Below are 21753 nucleotides of genomic sequence, written 5' to 3'. Positions count from 1 at the left end.
AAGGAGATGACCCATCGTGCGCTACCCCGACGCGCAACTGCGAGCGAACCACCGCCCGTCCGAACTGATCCCGCCCGGCGTCCACCCCGGCCAGGTCGTCGTCATCCAGGCCGCGCCGCCCTCCTACGCCGGAAAGATCCTGCTCACCCTCACCCTCAGCGCCAGCACCGCCCTGGTCATCGTCGTCCTGGCCTTCGCCCTCCAGACGATTGCCGCCGCCGCTGCTGCGGCCATCCCCACCGTGGGCGGGGCAAGCGTCTCGCTCCACCTCGCACGCAAGCGCTGACCGGCCCCCGGGCGACGCACAAGCCGCCAAGCATCGCCGCCGCCCGGACGGCCCGGCCCCTTCCAACCCAGTCGAAAGGAAGACCCATCATGCCCCAGCACACCTCGCACCGGCCGGTCTGCCGCGACTGCGACGGCTTCCCCGTCGTCGCCATCACCGCCGGCACCCGCCACCCGGACGGCACCCGCACCACGCTCCGCGTCACCTGCCCCGGCTGCAACGGCACGGGCCACACCACCCCCGCCGCCGTTCTCGCCCGCGCGGGGAGGTGACCCGGTGATGACTGCACTGTCGCGGAACGGGCTGCGGGTGCTGGACCTGTTCTGCTGCCAGGGCGGCGCCGGCATGGGCTACCACCTCGCCGGCTTCGACGTCACCGGCATCGACACCGCCGCGCAGCCCCGCTACCCCTTCACCTTCGTCCAGGCCGACGCCCTGGAGTACCTCGCTGCGCACGGCTCCGGTTTCGACCTGATCCACGCCTCCCCGCCCTGCCAGCGCTACACCCGCGCCCAGCAGATCCGCGGCCGCGAACACCCCGACCTGATCGAACCGCTGCGCGACCTGCTGCTGGCCACCGGGCGCCCCTACGTCATCGAGAACGTGCCCGGCGCACCCCTGCTCGACCCGGTGGAGCTGTGCGGCGCCATGTTCGGCCTGCGCACCTACCGCCACCGCCGGTTCGAGACCTCCTTCCCGCTCCCGCACCGCCACCACCCCCGCCACCTGGCCCCCAGCGCCAAGATGGGCCGCCCCGTCCGGGACGGCGAATACCTCCAGGTCGTCGGCAACTTCTCCGGCGTCGCCCTCGCCCGCACCGTGATGGGCATGCCCTGGGCCAACCGCGACGGACTGCGCGAAGCCGTCCCCCCGGCCTACACCCGCCACATCGCCGCCCAGTTCCTCACGAACACCGGCCCGGCGGTAGCCGTATGACCGACACCGCCACCGCGGCGGGCGTGGACCCGGCCACCCTGACCGACCTGCTGCGGGTGGCCGGCGCCCCGGGCTTCCACCGCTGGCAGGAACAGATCCGCCGCACCGGCGGCTGCTCCGACCCGATCCACCTGACCGGCTACACCAAGACCCTCGACCGGGCCACCGGCCACGTCCTGCACTTGTACTCGACGGACACCGAGCCCGGCGGACGGCTCCGCGTCGCGTGCGGAAACCGCCGCGCATCGCGCTGCCCGGCCTGCGCCTGGACCTACGCCGGTGACACCTACCACCTGATCCGCGCCGGCCTCGTCGGTGACCCCGGGAAGGGCACCCCCGAGACGGTGCGGGTGCATCCGAAGGTGTTCGCCACCCTCACCGCCCCCTCCTTCGGTCCCGTCCACAACCGCCCGACGTCGGGCCGCTGCCGCTGCGGGACCGCCCACCGTGAGGACGACACTGCGTTAGGCACGCCCCTGGATCCCGAGTCGTATGACTACGCGGGTGCGGTGCTGTGGAACAACCACGCCTCCGACCTGTGGCGGTACTTCACCATCTACCTCCGCCGCGAGATCGCCGCCCGCGCCGGCCTCACCCAGAAAGCCGCCCGCGAACAGTGCCGGGTCTCCTTCGGCAAGGTCGCCGAATACCAACGCCGCGGCGCCGTCCACTTCCACGCCGTCGTCCGCTTCGACGGCCCGGACGGACCCGACACGGAGCCCCCGCCCTGGGCGACCCTCGACCTGCTCACCGACGCCATCCGCGCCGCCGCACGCCGGGTTGCGGTCCCGGTTCCCGCCGCCGGCGACTACCCGGCCCGCACCTTGGCCTGGGGCACACAGCTCGATGTGCAGCCCATCCGGTCTGCCGACGCCGGTACGGACGGGGAGCTGACCGAGCAGGCTGTCGCCTCGTACGTGGCCAAGTACGCCACCAAAGCCGCCGAGACCACCGGCACCGCCGACCGCCGGGTCGGCAACCGCGAGGCCCTCGTACTCCTGGGCGTCCCGCCCCACCCGCGACGGCTGATCGAAGCCTGCTTCGACCTCCACAAGCTCTACCCCGACCGCAAGCTCCTCGACTGGGCCCACATGCTCGGCTTCCGCGGCCACTTCTCCACCAAATCCCGCCGCTACTCCACCACCCTCGGCGCCCTACGCCAGGTCCGCGCCGACTACCGCGCCGCCCAACAACGCGCCGCCCTCGGCCTGCCCGACCCCGACGACTCCCCGGAAGCCACCACGCTCGTCCTCGCCCACTGGCAATACGCCGGCCACGGCCACACCCCCGGCGAATCCGTCCTCGCCGCCACCATCCACCGCGACATCCAGACCAACCGCGAAACCGCCCGCGAAGCCCTGCAAGACCTCCGAGCACAGGAAGGGACCGCAGCGTGAAGGACGAATTGATGACTGTTCCGCAAATCCTTGCCGAGTTGGGCGGCGTTTCACGTCGTACGTTCTACCGCTGGCGTGAACTGGGGCAAGGGCCTGACGCGTTCAAGCTTCCTAACGGAGAGCTCCGGGTGTGGCGTAGTGACTTCATGGCGTGGCTGCGCCGGCTGGAAGGGACCGCCGCGTGAGGTCTCTCGACGTGAAGGTGTGGGCCGTTCGCAAGCGGAACACCAAGACACCGTCCTATAACGTGCGCTGGTCCGTGGGCGGCCAGGTCTTCTCCGATACGTTCCGGACCAAAGGGCTCGCTGAAAATTTCCGCTCCAAGATCCTGCGGGCGGCCCATGACGGTGATGAGTTCGACTCCGGTAGCGGTCTTCCTGAGTCCATGGCTGAGAAGAAGCCCACGCTGACCTGGTACGACTTCGCGCTCAAGTACCTGGCCATGAAGTGGCCTCACGCCGCACCGAATACGCGCGTCGGGATCAATGAATCGCTGGCGGCGGTGACCGTGGCGCTTCTGGATGACCGTCTCGGCAGGCCGACGGATGAACTGCTCCGCAAGGCCTTGCGGAACTGGGCCTTCGTCCTGCCAGGGCCGAATGATCGGGAACTGCCGCCGGAGATCGCCAACGCGCTGCACTGGGTGTCCAAGGCATCACGCCCGCTGGTCGATCTCGGTGACCCAGTGATCGGACGTGCCGTGCTCGATTCGCTCAAGCTCAAATTGGACGGTACCGCCGCGGCTGCCGAGACCGTGCGCCGGAAGCGACGGACGCTCGTCAACGCCATGCATTACGCGGTCGACCTGGGCGCGTTTCCAGAGAATCCGCTCTCCGGCGTCCGGTGGCAAAAGCCCAAGGTTTCCAGCGAGGTAGATCCCCGGGTCGTCGCTAACCCTCACCAGGCGCGCGCTCTGCTGTGTGCCGTGTCGTACCTCGGCGGCTACCGCCGTGCCCGCGGCCGGCGCCTGGTCGGGCTGTTCGCCGCGATGTACTTCGGGGGCCTGCGTCCGGCCGAAGCGGTCGGCCTCGCCGATACAGACCTCACCCTGCCCGCCATCGGATGGGGCTCCGCCCTGCTCCACCGCACGCGTCCCAGCGTCGGCAAGCAGTGGACCGACTCCGGGGAGAGCCACGACGACCGCGGGCTGAAGAACCGGCCCGCTGAGGACGTGCGACGGGTGCCGATTCCCCCGCAGCTGGTGGTCATCTTCCGCGAGCACCTCGACACCTTCGGGACCGCCGGCGACGGGCGCCTGTTCTTCAGTGAGGGCGGGGGAGTGGTCTCGTCGTCGTCCTACTACCGCGCTTGGCAGGAGGCTCGCGTGCTGGCGCTGCCGCCGGCTGTGGCCGCCTCACCGCTCGCCCGGCGTCCCTACGACCTCCGGCACTCGGCGCTCTCGACGTGGCTGAACGCCGGCGTGGATGCCACTGAAGTTGCCGAACGGGCGGGCAACAGCGTGGAGGTGCTGCTGAGTCGGTACGCCAAGTGCATCGACGGCCGGCAGGAGGTCGCCAACCGCCGCATTGAGGACCTGCTGCGCGAGTACGAGTGACGATCGGCGGACTTCTGCGATCCTGGCCCCCGGACCTTTCCGGGGGCCTTCGCCGTTTTCGGGGGCTGACCTGGGCCGATGGCTCAAGATCCTGTCCACGTACTGTCCACAGACCCCGTCCTACGGCCACTTTTGGCGGCATACGGCTGCGCATACGCGAAGACCCCGCATCCAGCGTTCTGGCTGGTGGCGGGGTCTTTTGGCACCTCGTGCGAGGTGCCCCCGGCAGGATTCGAACCTGCGCACACGGCTCCGGAGGCCGTTGCTCTATCCCCTGAGCTACGGGGGCGTGTCGTCCGCCGTGGCGGCGACGGGTGAAACCTTACCAGCCTGGAAGGGGTGTCCGTGTACAGGGTTTCCGGGGAGGCGGGTTGCTGGAGGGGGCGGGGTGAAGGACGTGCCCCGAGCCGTGTGCCTGTGGCATAGCCCATGGCGGCGGGGCGTGTCCGGCACACCGTCGTGGCGTCCCCCGGTCGGGGAAGGAATGGGGAAAACGCGGACGCATCCGATCCGGCACGCCTAGGCTCTGAATGTGCCGGGCGTGTCCGGCCGGGTGCTTGTCGTCGACGACAACAAGGTCATCCGGCAGCTGATCAGGGTCAATCTCGAGCTGGAGGGCTTCGAGGTCGTGACCGCGGCTGATGGTGCCGAGTGCCTGGACGTGGTGCAGCAGGTACGCCCCGACGTGGTGACCCTCGACGTCGTCATGCCGCGCCTCGACGGGATACGGACGGCGGCCCGCCTCCGCTCCGACCCCCGCACCCGTGACGTGCGGATCGCCGTGGTCAGCGCCTGCACCCAGGCCGAGGTGGAGAGCGCCGTCGCCGCCGGGGTCGACGCCTTCCTCGGCAAGCCCTTCGAGCCCGGCGAGCTGATCCGTGTCGTACGGCGGCTCGTCGGTGTGGACGCCGACGTCGACGCCGACACCCCCCAGGAAGGCGCGTCGGCAGGCACCCCGGGCAGTGCGTGACGAGCGGTGACCAAAGGGTGAAACCCGTTCGCGTCCGCACCCCCCTCCTCGCCTACGCTTGCGCTTGTGACCCCCGCTGAGCTCTCCCGCACCGTGCTCGCCACGGTCCGTCGTGCCGTCGAGGCCGACGAGCTCAGCCTCACGGGCCCCGTGCCCGAGCGGGTCGTCGTGCGCAGGCCACCGCGCCCCGGGTGCGGGGACTACGCCACCAACGTGGCCCTGCAACTCGCCCCCCTCACCGGCGCCGCGCCCCTCGCCATCGCCGACGTCATCAGCCGCCGGCTCGCCGCCGCCCCCGGCATCGCCCGGGTGGACGTCGCCGCACCCGGCTTCCTCAACATCACCCTCCAGGGCGATTCCCACGAGGCCCTCGTCGACCTCGTGCGCGAGCAGGGCCACCGCTACGGCGTCGACGGGAACAAAGACCTTCCCGAACCCGCACCCACCGGCGAACCCCGCGCCGACGCCTACGCCGCCGCCCTCCGCCGGCTCCACGCCGCAACCGGCATCGAGCCGCCCGCGCGACGCCCGCACCCCGTACGCCGGACCCCGGACGAGTTGCTGCGCACCCTCGGCGCCGACGCCACCGCCTGGGCCCTGCTGCGCCCGCCCGCCGAGGACGCCCCCCGCACCGACCCCGCGGAGCACCTGGCACAGCGCGAGGGCAACCCCCTGTTCCTGGTCCGGTACGCTCACGCCCGCAGCCGGGCCCTGCTGCGCAATGCCCACGACCTGGGCCTGGAACCCGGCGCCGCATCCGGCCGCCGGGACCCCGCGGAGACCGAACTGCTCGGCCTGATCGCCGACTTCCCCCGCACCGTGGAGGCCGCGGCCCGGCACGGCGCGCCCGACCGGGTGGCGCGGCTGCTGGAGCGCACCGCCGACGCCTTCCTCCGCTTCCACGACGCGTGCCCGGCCCTGCCGAGGGGCGAGGAGAAACCCTCGGCCGTTCACGGGGCCCGCCTGGCGCTCGCCGACGCCGCCGGGACCGTGCTCGCCAACGGCCTGACCCTGCTCGGCATCAGCGCCCCCCGACACCTGTGAGAGCAGAGAGCACGAGACGATGAGCCGTTCCGCACACCCCGCCGGGCCCCGCTACGCCGACGTCCTCCCCGAGGGCCACTACGCGGCGCCGCCCGCCGACCTGAACACCCTGGACCCCCGCGTCTGGGCCCGTACCGTCACCCGGGACGCCGAGGGCGTCGCCACCGTGGGCGGTCTGGACGTCCGCGGCCTCGCGGAGGAGTTCGGCACCCCCGCCTACATCCTGGACGAGGCCGACTTCCGGGCCCGCTGCCGTGCCTGGCGCGAGGCCTTCGGCGCGGACGCCGACGTCTTCTACGCGGGCAAGGCGTTCCTGTCCCGCGCGGTGGTGCGCTGGCTGCACGAGGAGGGCCTCAACCTCGACGTGTGCTCCGGCGGCGAGCTCGCCGTGGCGCTGTCCGCGGGGATGCCGGCCGACCGGATCGCGCTGCACGGCAACAACAAGACCACCGCGGAGATCCGCCAGGCCGTCGAGGCCGGGGTGGGGCGGATCGTGGTGGACTCCTTCCAGGAGATCGTCCGGGTGGCGGACGCCGCCCAGAAGGCGGGCAGGCGCCAGCGGGTGCAGATCCGCGTCACCGTCGGCGTCGAGGCGCACACCCACGAGTTCATCGCCACCGCGCACGAGGACCAGAAGTTCGGCTTCTCGCTGGGCGGCGGGGACGCGGCCGAGGCGGTGCGCCGGGTGCTGCGCCTGGACTCGCTCGAACTGGTCGGCATCCACTCGCACATCGGCTCGCAGATCTTCGACACCTCCGGTTTCGAGGTGGCGGCGCACCGGGTGATCGGCCTGCTGCGGCAGATCCGCGACGAGCACGGGGTGGAGCTGCCCGAGATCGACCTCGGCGGCGGCCTCGGCATCGCGTACACCCCGGACGACGACCCGCGGGAGCCGCAGGAGATCGCCAAGTCGCTGGGGGAGATCGTCTCCCGCGAGTGCCGGGGCGCGGAGCTCGCCGTCCCGCGGCTGTCGGTCGAGCCGGGCCGGGCGATCGTGGGCCCGACGGCGTTCACCCTCTACGAGGTGGGCACGATCAAGCCGCTGGAGGGCCTGCGCACCTACGTGAGCGTGGACGGCGGGATGTCGGACAACATCCGCACCGCGCTGTACGACGCCGAGTACAGCGTGGCCCTGGTGTCGCGGTCGAGCGACGCCGAGCCGATGCTGACCCGGGTCGTCGGCAAGCACTGCGAGTCGGGCGACATCGTGGTGCGCGACGCCTTCCTCCCCGCCGACCTCGCGCCCGGCGACCTGCTGGCGGTGCCGGCGACGGGGGCGTACTGCCGCTCGATGGCCAGCAACTACAACCACGCCCTGCGCCCCCCGGTGGTCGCCGTCAGGGACGGTGAGGCCCGGGTGATCGTCCGGCGCGAGACGGAAGAAGATCTCCTGCGTCTCGACGTCGGCTGACGTGAAATCTCACATAGAAGAAGCCCGGTCTCGCGATCCGGACGGCACGTGGAAACTTCCGTCCGGTGCGTGAGACTGGGACCGTCCAAGAGGCTTGCAAGAGCTGAAACCGCGAAGCGAGGTCGGATGATGCGTACGCGTCCGCTGAAGGTGGCGCTGCTGGGCTGTGGTGTGGTCGGCTCAGAGGTGGCGCGCATCATGACGACGCACGCGGACGACCTCGCCGCGCGGATCGGCGCCCCGGTGGAACTCGCCGGGATCGCCGTACGGCGGCCCAACCGGGTGCGCGCGGGCGTGCCCGCGGAACTGCTCACCACGGACGCGACCGCCCTGGTCAAACGCGGGGACATCGACGTGGTCGTCGAGGTGATCGGCGGCGTCGAGCCCGCCCGCTCGCTGATCACCACCTCCTTCGAGCACGGCGCCAGCGTGGTGTCCGCCAACAAGGCGCTGCTGGCCGCGGACGGTGCCGCGCTGCACGCCGCGGCCGTCGAGCACGGGGTGGACCTCTACTACGAGGCCGCGGTCGCCGGCGCCATCCCGCTGATCCGCCCGCTGCGCGAGTCGCTGGCCGGCGACAAGGTCAACCGGGTGCTGGGGATCGTCAACGGCACGACCAACTTCATCCTCGACAAGATGGACACCACCGGCGCCGGCTACTCCGAGGCGCTGGACGAGGCCACCGCCCTGGGCTACGCCGAGGCCGACCCGACCGCCGACGTCGAGGGCTTCGACGCCGCCGCCAAGGCCGCGATCCTGGCCGGCATCGCCTTCCACACCCGGGTGACCATCGACGACGTGCACCGCGAGGGGATCACCGAGGTCACCGCGGCCGACATCGCCTCGGCCCGGCGGATGGGCTGCACGGTGAAACTGCTCGCGATCTGCGAGCGCAGCGCCGACGGGCGTTCGGTCACCGCCCGCGTCCACCCGGCGATGATCCCGCTGACCCACCCGCTGGCCAGCGTGCGCGAGGCGTACAACGCGGTCTTCGTGGAGGCCGCGGCGGCCGGCCAGCTGATGTTCTACGGCCCCGGGGCGGGCGGCTCGCCGACGGCCTCCGCGGTGCTGGGCGACCTGGTGGCGACCTGCCGCAACAAGCTGGCGAGCACCACAGGGCCGGGGGAGTCCGCGTACGCGCAGCTCACCGTGAGCCCGATGGACGACGTGGTGACGCGCTACCACATCAGCCTGGACGTGGCGGACAAACCGGGTGTCCTGGCCCAGGTGGCCACGGTCTTCGCGGAGCATCAGGTGTCGATCGACACGGTGCGGCAGCAGGGAAGGAATCCGGCCGCCGACGGAGTCGCCGTCGAACAGGGCGGCGGCGGGCGACGGGAGGGCGGGGAGGCGTCGCTCGTCGTCGTCACCCACCGGGCGCCCGACGCGGCGCTCGGGGCGACCGTCGAGGCGCTGCGCAAGCTCGACACCGTCCGGGGCGTCGCCAGCATCATGCGTGTGGAAGGGGAGTAACCCAGCGATGAACGCAGTCTCGGCCGGCCGCGTGCCGGCCACCCACCAGTGGCGCGGCCTCATCGAGGAGTACCGCGACCGGCTCCCGGTCGGTGCGGCGACCCCCGTGGTCACGCTGCTCGAGGGCGGCACCCCGCTGGTCCCCGCCCAGGTGCTGTCCGAGCGCACGGGCTGCGACGTCTTCCTGAAGGTGGAGGGCGCCAACCCCACCGGCTCCTTCAAGGACCGCGGCATGACGATGGCGATCTCCAAGGCCAAGGAGGAGGGCGCGCAGGCGGTCATCTGCGCCTCCACGGGCAACACCTCCGCCTCGGCCGCCGCCTATGCGGTGCGGGCCGGGATGGTCTGCGCCGTCCTGGTGCCGCAGGGCAAGATCGCGCTCGGCAAGATGGGCCAGGCGCTGGTGCACGGCGCGCGCATCCTGCAGGTCGACGGCAACTTCGACGACTGCCTGGACCTCGCCCGCGGCCTGTCCGACAAGTACCCGGTGGCGCTGGTCAATTCGGTGAACCCGGTGCGCATCGAGGGCCAGAAGACCGCCGCCTTCGAGATCGTGGACGCGCTCGGCGACGCGCCGGACATCCATGTGCTGCCGGTCGGCAACGCCGGGAACATCACCGCGTACTGGAAGGGCTACCGCGAATACACCGCGGACGGCGTGTCGACGCGCAATCCGCGAATGTGGGGCTTCCAGGCCTCCGGTGCCGCGCCGATCGTGCTGGGCCACCCCGTGCGGCAGCCGCAGACGATCGCCACCGCGATCCGCATCGGCAACCCGGCGTCCTGGCAGTTCGCCGAGGAGGCGCGGGACGAATCCGGCGGCCTGATCGACTCGGTGACCGACCGTCAGATCCTGGCGGCGTACCGGCTCCTCGCCGCCCAGGAGGGCGTCTTCGTCGAGCCGGCCTCGGCCGCGAGCGTCGCCGGGCTGCTGCAGGCCGCCGAGCAGGGCAAGGTCGACCCGGGCCAGCGGATCGTCTGCACGGTCACCGGCAACGGCCTCAAGGACCCCGACTGGGCGGTGGCCGGCGCGCCGCAGCCCGTCACCGTTCCGGTGGACGCCGACGCGGCCGCGGAGCGGCTCGGGCTGCTCTGACCCCCGAGGGACAACAGGGGCGCACGGATTCGCACGCGACACGCATCACGCGCTGTCCGTGCGCCCTATGTCGCAGGAGAACCTTCCTTCGATAGGCTGACCTCACACCGGCGCCGCCGCACGCCGTTCTGGCTCATGCCATTGGCATCCTCCTCGCGGGATCCCCTTGGTACGGTCCCCCAAGTCCTCGCCGCCGTACGGCAACGATGCCGCGGCATCGCGAGGCGCAAACGCCCGTGAAACAAGGAGAGTCATCGAACGATGGCCGGACCAGCCTTCCGCGCCGCCGCCGTCCGAGTGCGCGTCCCCGCGACCAGCGCCAATCTCGGACCGGGCTTCGACGCCTTCGGCCTGGCGCTCGGACTCTACGACGACGTCGTGGTCCGGGTGGCCGACTCCGGTCTGCACGTCGACATCGCCGGCGAAGGCGCCGACTCGCTCTCCCGCGACGAGAACCACCTGGTCGTACGCTCCCTGCGGACCGCCTTCGACCTGCTCGGCGGGCAGCCGCGCGGCCTGGAGGTGGTGTGCGCCAACCGCATTCCGCACGGCCGCGGACTGGGCTCCTCCTCCGCCGCCATCTGCGCCGGCATCATGGCCGCCCGCGCGGTGACGATAGGCGGGCAGGACAAGCTCGACGACGCCGCTCTGCTGGAACTGGCCAACGAGATCGAGGGCCACCCGGACAACGTCGCCGCCTGTCTGCTCGGCGGCTTCACGCTGGCCTGGACCGAGGGCGGCGCCGCCCACGCGGTCCGGATGGACCCCGCCGAGTCGGTCGTTCCGGTGGTCTTCGTGCCGGGCAGGCCGCTGCTGACCGAGACCGCCCGGGGGTTGCTGCCGCGCACCGTCCCGCACGTGGACGCCGCGGTCAACGCGGGACGCGCCGCGCTCCTCGTCGAGGCCCTCACCCGGCGGCCCGACCTGCTGCTGCCCGCCACCGAGGACCGGTTGCACCAGGAGTACCGGGCGCCCGCGATGCCGGAGAGCACGGCACTGGTGAACCGACTGCGCGCCGAAGGCGTCCCCGCCGTCATCTCGGGTGCGGGACCCACGGTGCTCGCGCTGGCGGACGAGGAAACCGCCGACAAGGTCTCCCGGCTCGCGGGCGAGGGGTGGGCGGCGAACCGTCTGGCCCTCGACGCGGCGGGGGCGAGTGTGCTGCCGCTCGCTGTGGGGCAGTGACACGATTGCCGGTCGTAGAGAGGGGGAATGTTTGTTGGATCCGGTAGTGTTAATCTCATTGCTGCACCCGTGGACTCAGGCACCCGCCTGCTGGACCTGTTGTCCCGGTGCCTTGTGTCCCGCATCGGGACCGCCCATTCTTCCGGGAGCCTCCCACACCGCATAGGCAGCCTGCCTGGGCAGTGCCGAGCACGCTCCGGAGACGGCGCGGGTGACATTTCACCCGAGAGTGAACTCTCACCTCGCCGGTAACTGTGTTTTTTTGTTCCACATCATTTCCTCCGCCATCAGGCGGACCACCGCCCCGGGTCCGGCGCAAGTGATAAGGACCGGATCCGGACAGCACGACCGGTCGCCGAGCCAGACAGGCCGACGTCCGCTCCAGGGAAGGACCCTTCGTGAGCGACACCACCGATCTGATGGGCGTACGCGCAGACAGCCCTGTCGCCGCGTCCGATGCTGCCGCGCCTGCCACCGGTGCTGCCACTGCCCCCGCCGCGCGGCGCCGTCGCGCGGGTACCGGTCTTGAGGGCATGGTCCTGGCCGAGCTGCAGCAGCTCGCCTCCGGTCTCGGCATCAAGGGCACCGCGCGGATGCGCAAGAGCCAGCTCATCGAGACCATCAAGGCCGCGCAGTCCGGCGGCGGCGCCAAGGCCTCCGCCGCCGAGGGCGCGCCCGCCGCCGAGAAGCCGAAGCGCCGGGCCACCTCGCGTACCCGTACGGGTGAATCCGCCGAGGCCGGCAGCCAGGGCGCCGAGCAGCAGCCGAAGCAGATCGAGATCCCCGGCCAGCCGGCCGGCGAGAAGGCCGCGTCCGCGGCCAAGGGCAAGGCGGAGTCCGCCAAGTCCGAGCAGTCCCCCGAGGGCCGTGCCGAGGCCGCCGTGGACAGCGCCGAGGGCAAGTCCGGTGAGGGCAAGGGCGGCGACGACCGCCGCGAGAGCCGCCGCGACCGTCAGCGGGACCGGCAGCGCGACCGCCGCAAGGGCGGCGAGGACGGCGGCCAGCAGCGTCAGCAGCAGGACGGCGGCCAGCAGCGTCAGCAGCAGGGCGGCGGCCCCCAGGGCGGCCAGGACGACTACGACGACGAGAGCGGCGGCCGCCGCCGCAGGGGCCGTTACCGCGACCGCCGCGGCCGCGGTGGCAACCGCCGCGACGACTTCGCGGGCGAGCCGCAGGTCGCCGACGACGACGTCCTGATCCCGGTCGCCGGCATCCTGGACATCCTCGACAACTACGCGTTCATCCGGACCTCGGGCTACCTGCCCGGCCCGAACGACGTGTACGTCTCGCTCGCCCAGGTCCGCAAGAACGGCCTGCGCAAGGGCGACCACGTCACGGGTGCCGTCCGGCAGCCGAAGGACGGCGAGCGCCGCGAGAAGTTCAACGCGCTGGTGCGCCTGGACTCCGTCAACGGCATGGCGCCGGAGAGCGGCCGCGGACGCCCCGAGTTCAACAAGCTCACCCCGCTGTACCCGCAGGAGCGGCTGCGGCTGGAGAACGAGCCCGGCCAGCTGATCACCCGGATCATCGACCTGGTCGCCCCGATCGGAAAGGGCCAGCGCGGCCTGATCGTGGCCCCGCCGAAGACCGGTAAGACGATCATCATGCAGGCCATCGCCAACGCGATCACCCGCAACAACCCCGAGTGCCACCTGATGGTCGTCCTCGTCGACGAGCGTCCGGAAGAGGTCACCGACATGCAGCGGTCGGTGAAGGGCGAGGTCATCTCCTCGACCTTCGACCGTCCCGCCGAGGACCACACCACCGTCGCCGAGCTCGCCATCGAGCGCGCCAAGCGGCTGGTGGAGCTGGGCCACGACGTCGTCGTCCTGCTGGACTCCATCACCCGTCTGGGCCGCGCGTACAACCTCGCGGCGCCCGCCTCCGGCCGCATCCTGTCCGGTGGTGTCGACTCGACCGCGCTGTACCCGCCGAAGCGCTTCTTCGGTGCCGCGCGCAACATCGAGGACGGCGGCTCGCTGACCATCCTGGCCACCGCGCTGGTCGAGACCGGCTCGCGCATGGACGAGGTGATCTTCGAGGAGTTCAAGGGCACCGGCAACATGGAGCTCAAGCTCGACCGGAAGCTCGCGGACAAGCGGATCTTCCCGGCGGTGGACGTCGACCCGTCCGGTACCCGCAAGGAGGAGATCCTGCTGGCTCCGGACGAGCTGAACATCACCTGGAAGCTCCGCCGGGTGCTGCACGCGCTCGACTCGCAGCAGGCGATCGAGCTGCTGCTGGACAAGATGAAGCAGACCAAGTCCAACGCCGAGTTCCTGATGCAGATCGCCAAGACCACCCCGGGTGGCAACAACGACTGACGCCCCGGCGTCGGCACGGCTCAGGAGGCCGGTCCGGTCACTTCGGTGACGGGACCGGCCTTCCGTCGTACGCGGCCGCCGGCGGCGTCCGGGTCCGCCGTGGCACCGACCGGATGGCTCTCACCTGCGGCGGTGTCCGGCGCGTCCCGCTGCGGGGCGGCCCCGGACCCGCTGTCATAGCCCTGCGGGCACCCCCTCGCGTGGCTGATCACCGGATGGGGTATCCCGATCATAAGGAGTCGAATCAGGACAAGAGGAGCCGATGCCCGAGCACGCGGACGACGGACGAGCCGCCCGGCGACGCCTTCGCAGCCCGAGCCTGCGCAGCCCCCGCCGGCGGGCCCTGCGGATCACCGCCTGGGTCGTGGCGACGTTCCTGCTGCTGACCACGACCGCCGTCGGATGCCTCTACCTCAAGCTCAACGGCAACATCAGGGGCATCGACATCAACGCCCTCCTCGGGCGCGACCGGCCGGCCGACGTCGACAACGGCTCGATGGACATCCTCGTCCTGGGCTCGGACTCCCGTTCGGGCAGCAACCAGAAGGCCGGCGGCGGCACGGACGACGGCACCGCCCGCTCCGACACCGCGATGATCGTCCACGTCTACCAGGGGCACGACCGGGCGAGCGTGGTCAGCATCCCCCGCGACACCCTCGTCGACCGGCCCGCCTGCGCCGAGCCGGGCGGCGGCACCGCCCCGCCCCGCAGCGGCGAGATGTTCAACGAGGCGTACGCGATCGGCGGCCCGGCCTGTGCGGTCAAGACGGCCGAGACGATGACCGGCATCCGCATGGACCACTACATCGAGGTCGACTTCTCCGGCTTCCAGCACCTGATCGACGCCCTCGGCGGGGTCACCGTCACCACCAGCCAGGCCATCAGCGACGACCGCAGCCACCTGCACCTGCCGGCCGGCACGCACCACCTCGACGGCAAGCAGGCCCTCGGCCTGGTGCGGACCCGGCACGGTGTGGGGGACGGCAGCGACCTGGGCCGCATAAGGCTGCAGCAGGCCTTCCTGAAGGCCCTGGTGGACCGGGTGAACGGCATCGGGCTGCTGAGCTCGCCGACCCGGCTCTACGAGATCGCTGACACCGCCACCGGTGCCATCACCACCGACTCGGAGCTGGCGTCCGTCAAGAAGCTGGTCGGCCTCGGGGAGAGCCTGAAGGGGCTGGGGTCCAAGGACATCGGCATGGTCACGATGCCGGTGCGCTACGACCCCGCCGACCCCAACCGCGTACTGCCCATCACCGACCAGGCGGAGCAGGTCTGGGCGGCGCTGCGGGCCGACAAGCCGATCCCCAGGTCCGCCACCAAGGGCTCGGCAGGTGACGACGTCGACACGAACGGTGTGGTCAGGAGCTCCTCGCAGGCGTCCGCCGGCGGACCGGAATAGATCACCGCGGCCCCCGGTTTGGGGAGATGCGGCCAGTGCTGGCAGACTGGTACGTCGGCCCCGGTTCACGTGACGCAAGCCCGCGGCACGACCCGGGACCCTCCCGAACACTAGGAGAACCCCTTGAAGCGCGACATCCACCCGGAGTACGTGGAGACCCAGGTCAGCTGCACCTGCGGCGCCTCGTTCACCACCCGCAGCACCGTGAAGGACGGCGTCATCCGTGCCGACGTCTGCTCCGCGTGCCACCCGTTCTACACGGGCAAGCAGAAGATCCTCGACACCGGTGGCCGTGTGGCCCGCTTCGAGGCCCGCTTCGGCAAGGCGGCCGGGTCCGCCAAGAAGTAGCGACCCGAAAGCGCCGGTCCACGGCTGCCCGGATATCCTCCGGCGGCCGGACCGGCGCTTTGTCGTCCCAGGCTGGTTCACCGGCGTTCACCCCTTCCAGAAGCAGGGATCCTGATGTTCGAGGCGGTCGAGGAACTGATCGGCGAGTACGCCGACCTCGAGAAGAAGCTTGCCGACCCGGCGGTCTTCGCCGACCAGGCCAACGCGCGCAAGCTCAACAAGCGCTACGCGGAGCTGACCCCCATCATCGGCACCTACCGCGGCTGGAAGCAGACCGGCGACGACATCGGCACCGCGCGGGAACTGGCCGCGGACGACCCCGACTTCGCCGCCGAGGTGAAGGAGCTGGAGAAGCAGCGCGAGGAGCTCACCGAGCGCCTGCGGCTGCTGCTCGTCCCGCGCGACCCCAGCGACGACAAGGACGTGATCCTGGAGGTCAAGGCGGGCGAGGGCGGCGAGGAGTCCGCGCTGTTCGCCGGCGACCTCCTGCGCATGTACCTGCGCTACGCCGAGCGCCAGGGCTGGAAGACCGAGATCATCGACGCCAACGCCTCCGACCTCGGCGGCTACAAGGACGTCCAGGTCGCGGTGAAGACCAAGGGCGGCAACGGTGCCACCGAGCCCGGTCAGGGCGTCTGGGCCCGGCTGAAGTACGAGGGGGGCGTGCACCGCGTGCAGCGCGTGCCGGCCACCGAGTCGCAGGGCCGCATCCACACCTCCGCCGCCGGGGTGCTGGTGACCCCCGAGGCCGACGAGGTCGAGGTCGAGATCGGCCCCAACGACCTGCGGATCGACGTCTACCGCTCCTCGGGCCCCGGCGGCCAGTCGGTCAACACCACCGACTCCGCGGTGCGCATCACCCACCTGCCCTCCGGGCTGGTCGTCTCCTGCCAGAACGAGAAGAGCCAGCTGCAGAACAAGGAGTCGGCGATGCGTATCCTGCGCTCCCGGCTGCTGGCCGCCGCGCAGGAGGAGGCCGAGCGCGAGGCCTCCGACGCCCGCCGCAGCCAGGTGCGGACGGTGGACCGCAGCGAGCGCATCCGCACCTACAACTTCCCGGAGAACCGCATCTCGGACCACCGCGTCGGCTTCAAGGCGTACAACTTGGACCAGGTCCTCGACGGCGAACTGGACGCGGTGATCCAGGCGTGTGTCGACGCCGACTCGGCGGCCAAGCTGGCCGCCGCAGGCGACGGAAGCTGAACCGGAGGCGGAGAACGTGAACCTGCTGCTCGCCGAGGTCGCCCAGGCGACCCAGCGGCTGGCCGACGCCGGCGTTCCCTCGCCGCGGTTCGACGCCGAGGAGCTCGCGGCGTATGTGCACGGGGTGAAGCGCGGAGCGCTGCACACCGTCGCCGACGCCGACTTCGACGCGCGCTACTGGGAGGCCGTGGCCCGCCGCGAGGCCCGCGAGCCGCTGCAGCACATCACGGGCCGGGCGTTCTTCCGGTACCTGGAGCTCCAGGTCGGCCCCGGGGTCTTCGTACCCCGACCGGAGACCGAGTCGGTCGTCGGATGGGCCATAGACGCGGTGCGCGCCATGGACGTCGCCGAGCCGCTCATCGTCGACCTGTGCACCGGTTCGGGCGCCATCGCGCTCGCCCTGGCACAGGAGGTGCCGCGCAGCCGGGTGCACGCGGTGGAGCTGTCCGACGAGGCGCTGGTGTGGGCCCGCAAGAACGTCGAGGGCAGCAAGGTCGACCTGCGGCAGGGCGACGCCCTGGAGGCCTTCCAGGACCTCAACGGCCAGGTGGACCTGGTGATCTCCAATCCGCCCTACATCCCGCTCACCGAATGGGAGTACGTGGCGCCGGAGGCCCGCGACCACGACCCCGGTATGGCGCTGTTCTCCGGTGAGGACGGCCTCGACACCATCCGCGGCATCGAGCGCACCGCGCACCGGCTGCTGCGGCCGGGCGGGGTCGTCGTCATCGAGCACGCCGACACCCAGGGCGGCCAGGTGCCCTGGATCTTCACCGAGGAGGCCGGCTGGGCGGATGCCGCCGACCACCCCGACCTCAACAACCGCCCCCGGTTCACCACTGCCCGCAAGGCGACGCCGTGACCACGGCGCCGCACGTCATGGAGGTCTGCTGATGGCACGGCGTTACGACTGCTCGGACGCGACGGACCGGGTTGCCGGACTGCGCGAGGCCGCGTCCGCCGTACGCCGCGGCGAGCTCGTGGTGCTGCCCACCGACACCGTCTACGGCATCGGCGCGGACGCGTTCAACACCGAGGCCGTCGGCGACCTGCTGGAGGCCAAGGGCCGGGGCCGCAACATGCCCTCACCCGTCCTGGTCGGCTCCCCGAACACCCTGCACGGCCTGGTCACCGACTTCAGCGAGCAGGCCTGGGAGCTGGTCGACGCCTTCTGGCCCGGCGCGCTCACCCTCGTCGCCCGTCACCAGCCCTCGCTCCAGTGGGACCTGGGGGACACCCGCGGCACCGTCGCCGTCCGCATGCCGCTGCACCCGGTCGCCATCGAGCTGCTGACCGAGACCGGCCCCATGGCCGTCTCCAGCGCCAACCTGACCGGGCACCCCTCGCCGCAGGACTGCGACGCGGCGCAGGAGATGCTCGGCGACTCCGTCGCGATCTACCTCGACGGCGGCCAGACCCCCGCGGCCGTGCCGTCCTCCATCGTGGACGTCACCGGCAAGGTGCCCGTCCTGCTGCGGGCGGGCGCGATCAGCGCGGAGCAGCTCCGTGAGGTCGTACCCGACCTGGAGGTCGGCAATTGACACCGCCCATACCCGGGCAGTGGGATCACGGCGAGCGCCCGTTCCGCATCCTCCACGTCTGCACCGGCAACGTCTGCCGCTCGCCGATGGCCGAGCGGCTGACCCGGCACGAGCTGACGGTGCGGCTCGGTGACGGCGCCGCGGGGATCATCGTGGAGAGCGCCGGCACCTGGGGACACGAGGGCGCGCCGATGGAGGCGCACGCGGCGACGGTGCTCGCCGAGTACTCCGCCGACCCGGTGGGCTTCCTCGGACGCGAGCTCCTCGACGACCACGTGATCGACGCCGACCTCGTGCTGACCGCGACCCGCGACCACCGCGCCCAGGTGATCTCCATGGGGCACGCGGCGGGTCTGCGCACCTTCACGCTCAAGGAGTTCACCCGGCTGGTGAAGGCCATAGACCCGGCGACGCTGCCGGAGGGCAGCGTGACCGAGCGCGCGCGGTCCCTGGTGCGCGCCGCCGCGGCCCTGCGCGGGTGGCTGCTGGCGCCCACCGCCGACGCGGACGAGGTGTACGACCCGTACGGCGCCCCGCTGACGTTCTTCCGCAGCATCGGCGAGGAGATCCACGACGCGCTGGACCCCGTCCTGACCGCGCTCACCGGGGTTCCGGCGCCCACCGCCTGACCGCGCGGGCGGAAGGTTTCCCCGGGTCGCGGGCGGCCCTCGGGACGGGCGCCCGGGGCGCGGCGGCCCGGCCCGCGGCGAGTCCCCGGCCCCCGGTGGAGCACAACGCGGCGCGAAATGTCCGGAAGGGTGCAACAGTGGCAGGTGAGAACCTTCCCAGCCGCCCCCGGGAGCGCCGCCATGCCCACCGCGGAAGCGTCTTCACCCCACATAGTCACCCCCACGCTCCCGGCGGGGGGCCGCGGCCTCGACGAGCTGCGCGCCCATGACCCGGAGCTGGCCGACATCCTCCTCGGAGAGGCCCAGCGGCAGGCCTCGTGCCTGCAGTTGATCGCGGGCGAGAACTTCACCTCCCCGGCCGTCCTGACGGCGCTCGGCTCACCGCTGGCCAACAAGTACGCCGAGGGCTACCCCGGTCACCGCCACCACGCCGGGTGCGAACTGGTGGACCTGGCCGAGCGGCTGGCCGTGGAAAGGGCCACACGGCTGTTCGGAGCCGCGCACGCGAACGTGCAGCCCTACTCCGGCTCCTCGGCCGTGCTGGCCGCCTACGCGGCCCTCCTGGTCCCCGGGGACACCGTCCTGGCGATGTCGCTGGCCCACGGCGGCCACCTCACCCACGGGTCCGAGTCGAACTTCTCCGGCCGCTGGTTCCGCATCGCCGGATACGGGGTGACGCGGGGCGAGACCTTCGAGGAGGGCGGGCTGATCGACTACGAGCAGTTGCGGGACCTGGCACACCGGCACCGCCCGAAGGCGATCGTCTGCGGTGGCATCGCCTACCCCCGGCACATCGACTACGCGGCCTTCCGGGAGATCGCGGACGACGTCGGCGCGTACCTGATCGTGGACGCCGCGCACACGCTCGGCCTGGTCGCCGGCGGCGCCGCGCCCAACCCGGTGCCGTACGCGGACGTGGTGTGCGCCACCACGCACAAGACGCTGCGCGGACCGCGCGGCGGGCTCGTCCTGTGCGGCGCGGACCTGGCCCAGCGCATCGACCGGGCGGTCTTCCCCTTCTCGCAGGGCGGTCCGCACATGCATGCCGTCGCCGCGAAGGCGGCGGCCCTCGCCGAGGCGGCGCGGCCGGAGTTCGCGCTCTACGCGCACCAGGTCGTCGCCAACGCCCGCACGCTCGCCGGCGCGCTCGCCGCTCAGGGCGTGCGCATCGCCACCGGCGGCACGGACACCCATCTGATCGCGGCGGACGTGTCGGCCCTGGGCGTCACCGGGATGCGCGCCCGCGGACTGTGCGCGGCCGCCGGGATCGTGCTGGACAAGTACACGCTGCCGTACGACACGGAGCCCTGCACGGCCGGATCCGGAATCCGTCTGGGCACCGCGTCGGTGACCACCCAGGGGATGCGCGAGGAGCAGATGCCGCAGGTCGCGGACCTGATCGTGCGCGCGCTGCGGGAGGAGCGGGGACTGGCCGGCGAGGTCGCGGAACTGGTGGAGGCGTTCCCCCCGTACCCCGGCTGAGACGCGCTTCACAGGGGGGCCGGGCCACCCGGGTGAGTGGCATGTGCAACCCTGGGTACCCGCTGTGAGTCTTCGTCTGTGTTTACAGTCGCCACCCGGACGCGAATAGGGTGTGCCCGTGCGCGAGTACCTCTTGACCCTGTGCGTGGCAGCTGCCGTGACCTACCTCCTCACGGGGCCGGTACGGAAGTTCGCCATCGCGGCAGGTGCCATGCCCGAGATCCGCGATCGCGACGTCCATCGCGAACCCACGCCACGCCTCGGCGGTATCGCCATGTTCGGCGGCCTGTGCGCGGGCCTGCTGGTGGCGGCCCACCTGACCAACCTCAAGAGCGTCTTCGAGCTCTCCAACGAGCCGCGGGCGCTGCTCTCCGGCGCGGGCCTGATCTGGCTGCTGGGCGTGCTGGACGACAAGTGGGGCGTGGACGCCCTGATCAAGCTGGGCGCGCAGATGATCGCGGCCGGCGTGATGGTGCTGCAGGGCCTCACCGTGCTGTGGCTGCCGATCCCGGGCAAGGGCATCGTCGCGCTCACACCGGTGCAGTCGACCCTGCTGACCGTGGCCCTGGTCGTGATCACGATCAACGCGGTCAACTTCGTCGACGGACTCGACGGACTCGCGTCCGGAATGGTGTGCATCGCCGCGATCGCGTTCTTCATGTACGCGTACCGCATCTGGTACGGCTACGGCATCGAGGCGGCCGCCCCGGCGACGCTGTTCAGCGCCATCCTCATCGGGATGTGCCTGGGCTTCCTGCCGCACAACCTGCATCCCGCGCGGATCTTCATGGGCGACTCGGGCTCGATGCTGATCGGCCTGGTGCTGGCCTCCGGCGCCATCTCGATCACCGGCCAGACCGACCCCGACGCCATCACCAACCTGACCGGTTCGACGCGGGACACCACGCACTTCATGGTGCCGGTCTACATGCCCCTGGTGCTGCCGCTGACGCTCATCGCGATCCCGGCGGCCGACCTGGTGCTGGCCATCGTGCGCCGCACCTGGAACGGGCAGTCGCCGTTCGCCGCCGACCGCGGCCACCTCCACCACCGACTGCTGGACATCGGCCACTCGCACAGCCGGGCCGTGTGGATCATGTACTTCTGGTCCGCGCTGATCGCTTTCGGCGCGGTCGCCTTCTCGGTCAACTCCTCCAGTCTGTGGATCGTCCTGGGCATCGTGATGCTGAGCGCCATGGGCCTGAGTGCCCTGCTCATGCCGCGTTTCCGGCCCCGGGCCCCGCGCTGGGCCGAGGCGTTCGTCCCGCCGCGGTACCGCCGTACCCAGGTGGAAGCCGCGCAGGAGGCACACGACGCCGCCGCGGCCACCATCGCCGCGGGGGAGGCCCCCGGCGTCAACGGGGCGACCGCGCTCAGCGCACGGTCCCTGGTGGACGCCGGCCGCGGCTCGGGCAGCCGTCCGTAGGCCGAACGCTCTTTAGCACACCCGTCGCGAAGCGCCGGGGAGACT

The 21753-nt window shown here is 71.6% G+C and carries 21 protein-coding genes and 1 tRNA gene; 21 read left to right on the top strand and 1 reads right to left on the bottom strand.

The window, feature by feature from the left end:
- Window positions 1-16: 16 nt before the first annotated feature.
- From CHF15_RS19720 to CHF15_RS19695, 6 genes are all read left to right on the top strand, one after another.
- Complete coding sequence (locus tag CHF15_RS19720; RefSeq protein ID WP_089225139.1) at window positions 17-286, top strand: hypothetical protein; 270 nt, start codon at window positions 17-19, stop codon at window positions 284-286.
- An 89-nt stretch (window positions 287-375) separates the two neighbouring features.
- Window positions 376-558 (top strand): hypothetical protein, encoded by a 183-nt coding sequence (locus CHF15_RS19715; protein WP_089225138.1) that lies wholly within the window; start codon window positions 376-378, stop codon window positions 556-558.
- 7 nt (window positions 559-565) lie between these two features.
- Window positions 566-1222 (top strand): DNA cytosine methyltransferase, encoded by a 657-nt coding sequence (locus CHF15_RS19710; RefSeq protein ID WP_089225137.1) that lies wholly within the window; start codon window positions 566-568, stop codon window positions 1220-1222.
- The gene (gene repSA, locus CHF15_RS19705; RefSeq protein ID WP_089225136.1) at window positions 1219-2619 is read left to right on the top strand and encodes a replication initiator protein RepSA; all 1401 of its coding nucleotides are present in this window, start codon (window positions 1219-1221) and stop codon (window positions 2617-2619) included. Before CHF15_RS19710 ends, repSA begins: the two co-directional genes overlap by 4 nt.
- A gap of 11 nt (window positions 2620-2630) precedes the next feature.
- Window positions 2631-2804: a helix-turn-helix transcriptional regulator gene (locus CHF15_RS19700; RefSeq protein ID WP_179279879.1), complete on the top strand. Its 174-nt coding sequence runs from the start codon at window positions 2631-2633 to the stop codon at window positions 2802-2804.
- A complete protein-coding gene (locus CHF15_RS19695) occupies window positions 2801-4174 on the top strand; it encodes a tyrosine-type recombinase/integrase (protein ID WP_089225134.1) in 1374 nt (457 codons plus the stop codon). Before CHF15_RS19700 ends, CHF15_RS19695 begins: the two co-directional genes overlap by 4 nt.
- A 217-nt stretch (window positions 4175-4391) precedes the next feature.
- Here the strand turns inward: CHF15_RS19695 and CHF15_RS19690 are convergent.
- A tRNA-Arg gene (locus tag CHF15_RS19690) sits at window positions 4392-4463 on the bottom strand.
- 243 nt (window positions 4464-4706) lie between these two features.
- Here CHF15_RS19690 and CHF15_RS19685 point away from each other — a divergent pair.
- The 15 genes from CHF15_RS19685 to CHF15_RS19610 all read left to right on the top strand — a co-directional run bounded on the left by CHF15_RS19685 (window position 4707) and on the right by CHF15_RS19610 (window position 21708).
- Window positions 4707-5144, top strand: coding sequence for a response regulator (locus tag CHF15_RS19685; RefSeq protein WP_245938920.1), 438 nt, complete (start codon window positions 4707-4709; stop codon window positions 5142-5144).
- Between the two features lie 66 nt (window positions 5145-5210).
- On the top strand, window positions 5211-6188 hold the full coding sequence (gene nrtL, locus CHF15_RS19680) for an ArgS-related anticodon-binding protein NrtL (RefSeq protein ID WP_089225132.1): 978 nt from the start codon (window positions 5211-5213) through the stop codon (window positions 6186-6188).
- A gap of 19 nt (window positions 6189-6207) precedes the next feature.
- Window positions 6208-7599 carry a diaminopimelate decarboxylase gene (gene lysA, locus CHF15_RS19675; RefSeq protein WP_089225131.1) on the top strand — a complete coding sequence of 464 codons (1392 nt, stop codon included), beginning with the start codon at window positions 6208-6210 and terminating at the stop codon, window positions 7597-7599.
- A 126-nt stretch (window positions 7600-7725) separates the two neighbouring features.
- Window positions 7726-9072 (top strand): homoserine dehydrogenase, encoded by a 1347-nt coding sequence (locus tag CHF15_RS19670; protein WP_089225130.1) that lies wholly within the window; start codon window positions 7726-7728, stop codon window positions 9070-9072.
- Between the two features lie 7 nt (window positions 9073-9079).
- Window positions 9080-10168 (top strand): threonine synthase, encoded by a 1089-nt coding sequence (gene thrC, locus CHF15_RS19665; protein ID WP_089225129.1) that lies wholly within the window; start codon window positions 9080-9082, stop codon window positions 10166-10168.
- A gap of 261 nt (window positions 10169-10429) precedes the next feature.
- Complete coding sequence (thrB, locus tag CHF15_RS19660) at window positions 10430-11353, top strand: homoserine kinase (RefSeq protein WP_089225128.1); 924 nt, start codon at window positions 10430-10432, stop codon at window positions 11351-11353.
- A 398-nt stretch (window positions 11354-11751) separates the two neighbouring features.
- Complete coding sequence (rho, locus tag CHF15_RS19655; RefSeq protein WP_089225127.1) at window positions 11752-13677, top strand: transcription termination factor Rho; 1926 nt, start codon at window positions 11752-11754, stop codon at window positions 13675-13677.
- A 262-nt stretch (window positions 13678-13939) separates the two neighbouring features.
- On the top strand, window positions 13940-15079 hold the full coding sequence (locus CHF15_RS19645; RefSeq protein ID WP_089225125.1) for an LCP family protein: 1140 nt from the start codon (window positions 13940-13942) through the stop codon (window positions 15077-15079).
- A 123-nt stretch (window positions 15080-15202) separates the two neighbouring features.
- Window positions 15203-15427 carry a 50S ribosomal protein L31 gene (rpmE, locus tag CHF15_RS19640; RefSeq protein WP_018563536.1) on the top strand — a complete coding sequence of 75 codons (225 nt, stop codon included), beginning with the start codon at window positions 15203-15205 and terminating at the stop codon, window positions 15425-15427.
- A gap of 114 nt (window positions 15428-15541) precedes the next feature.
- Window positions 15542-16630, top strand: a complete 1089-nt coding sequence (gene prfA, locus CHF15_RS19635) for a peptide chain release factor 1 (RefSeq protein WP_018563535.1) — start codon at window positions 15542-15544, stop codon at window positions 16628-16630.
- A gap of 16 nt (window positions 16631-16646) precedes the next feature.
- Window positions 16647-17492 carry a peptide chain release factor N(5)-glutamine methyltransferase gene (prmC, locus tag CHF15_RS19630; protein ID WP_089225124.1) on the top strand — a complete coding sequence of 282 codons (846 nt, stop codon included), beginning with the start codon at window positions 16647-16649 and terminating at the stop codon, window positions 17490-17492.
- A 31-nt stretch (window positions 17493-17523) separates the two neighbouring features.
- Window positions 17524-18171 carry an L-threonylcarbamoyladenylate synthase gene (locus tag CHF15_RS19625; RefSeq protein WP_089225123.1) on the top strand — a complete coding sequence of 216 codons (648 nt, stop codon included), beginning with the start codon at window positions 17524-17526 and terminating at the stop codon, window positions 18169-18171.
- Window positions 18168-18800: an arsenate reductase/protein-tyrosine-phosphatase family protein gene (locus CHF15_RS19620; protein ID WP_089225122.1), complete on the top strand. Its 633-nt coding sequence runs from the start codon at window positions 18168-18170 to the stop codon at window positions 18798-18800. The genes CHF15_RS19625 and CHF15_RS19620 overlap by 4 nt, the downstream gene beginning before the upstream one ends.
- Window positions 18801-18980: 180 nt before the next feature.
- Window positions 18981-20282, top strand: a complete 1302-nt coding sequence (locus CHF15_RS19615) for a serine hydroxymethyltransferase (RefSeq protein ID WP_179279871.1) — start codon at window positions 18981-18983, stop codon at window positions 20280-20282.
- Window positions 20283-20400: 118 nt separating this feature from the next.
- The gene (locus CHF15_RS19610; RefSeq protein ID WP_089225240.1) at window positions 20401-21708 is read left to right on the top strand and encodes an MraY family glycosyltransferase; all 1308 of its coding nucleotides are present in this window, start codon (window positions 20401-20403) and stop codon (window positions 21706-21708) included.
- The last annotated feature ends 45 nt before the right edge of the window (window positions 21709-21753 follow it).

The sequence above is a fragment of the Actinacidiphila glaucinigra genome, assembly GCF_900188405.1.
Lineage (GTDB): Bacteria > Actinomycetota > Actinomycetes > Streptomycetales > Streptomycetaceae > Actinacidiphila > Actinacidiphila glaucinigra.
Note: the sequence above shows the minus strand (reverse complement) of the source record. Positions and strands in the feature narration are given on the sequence as shown.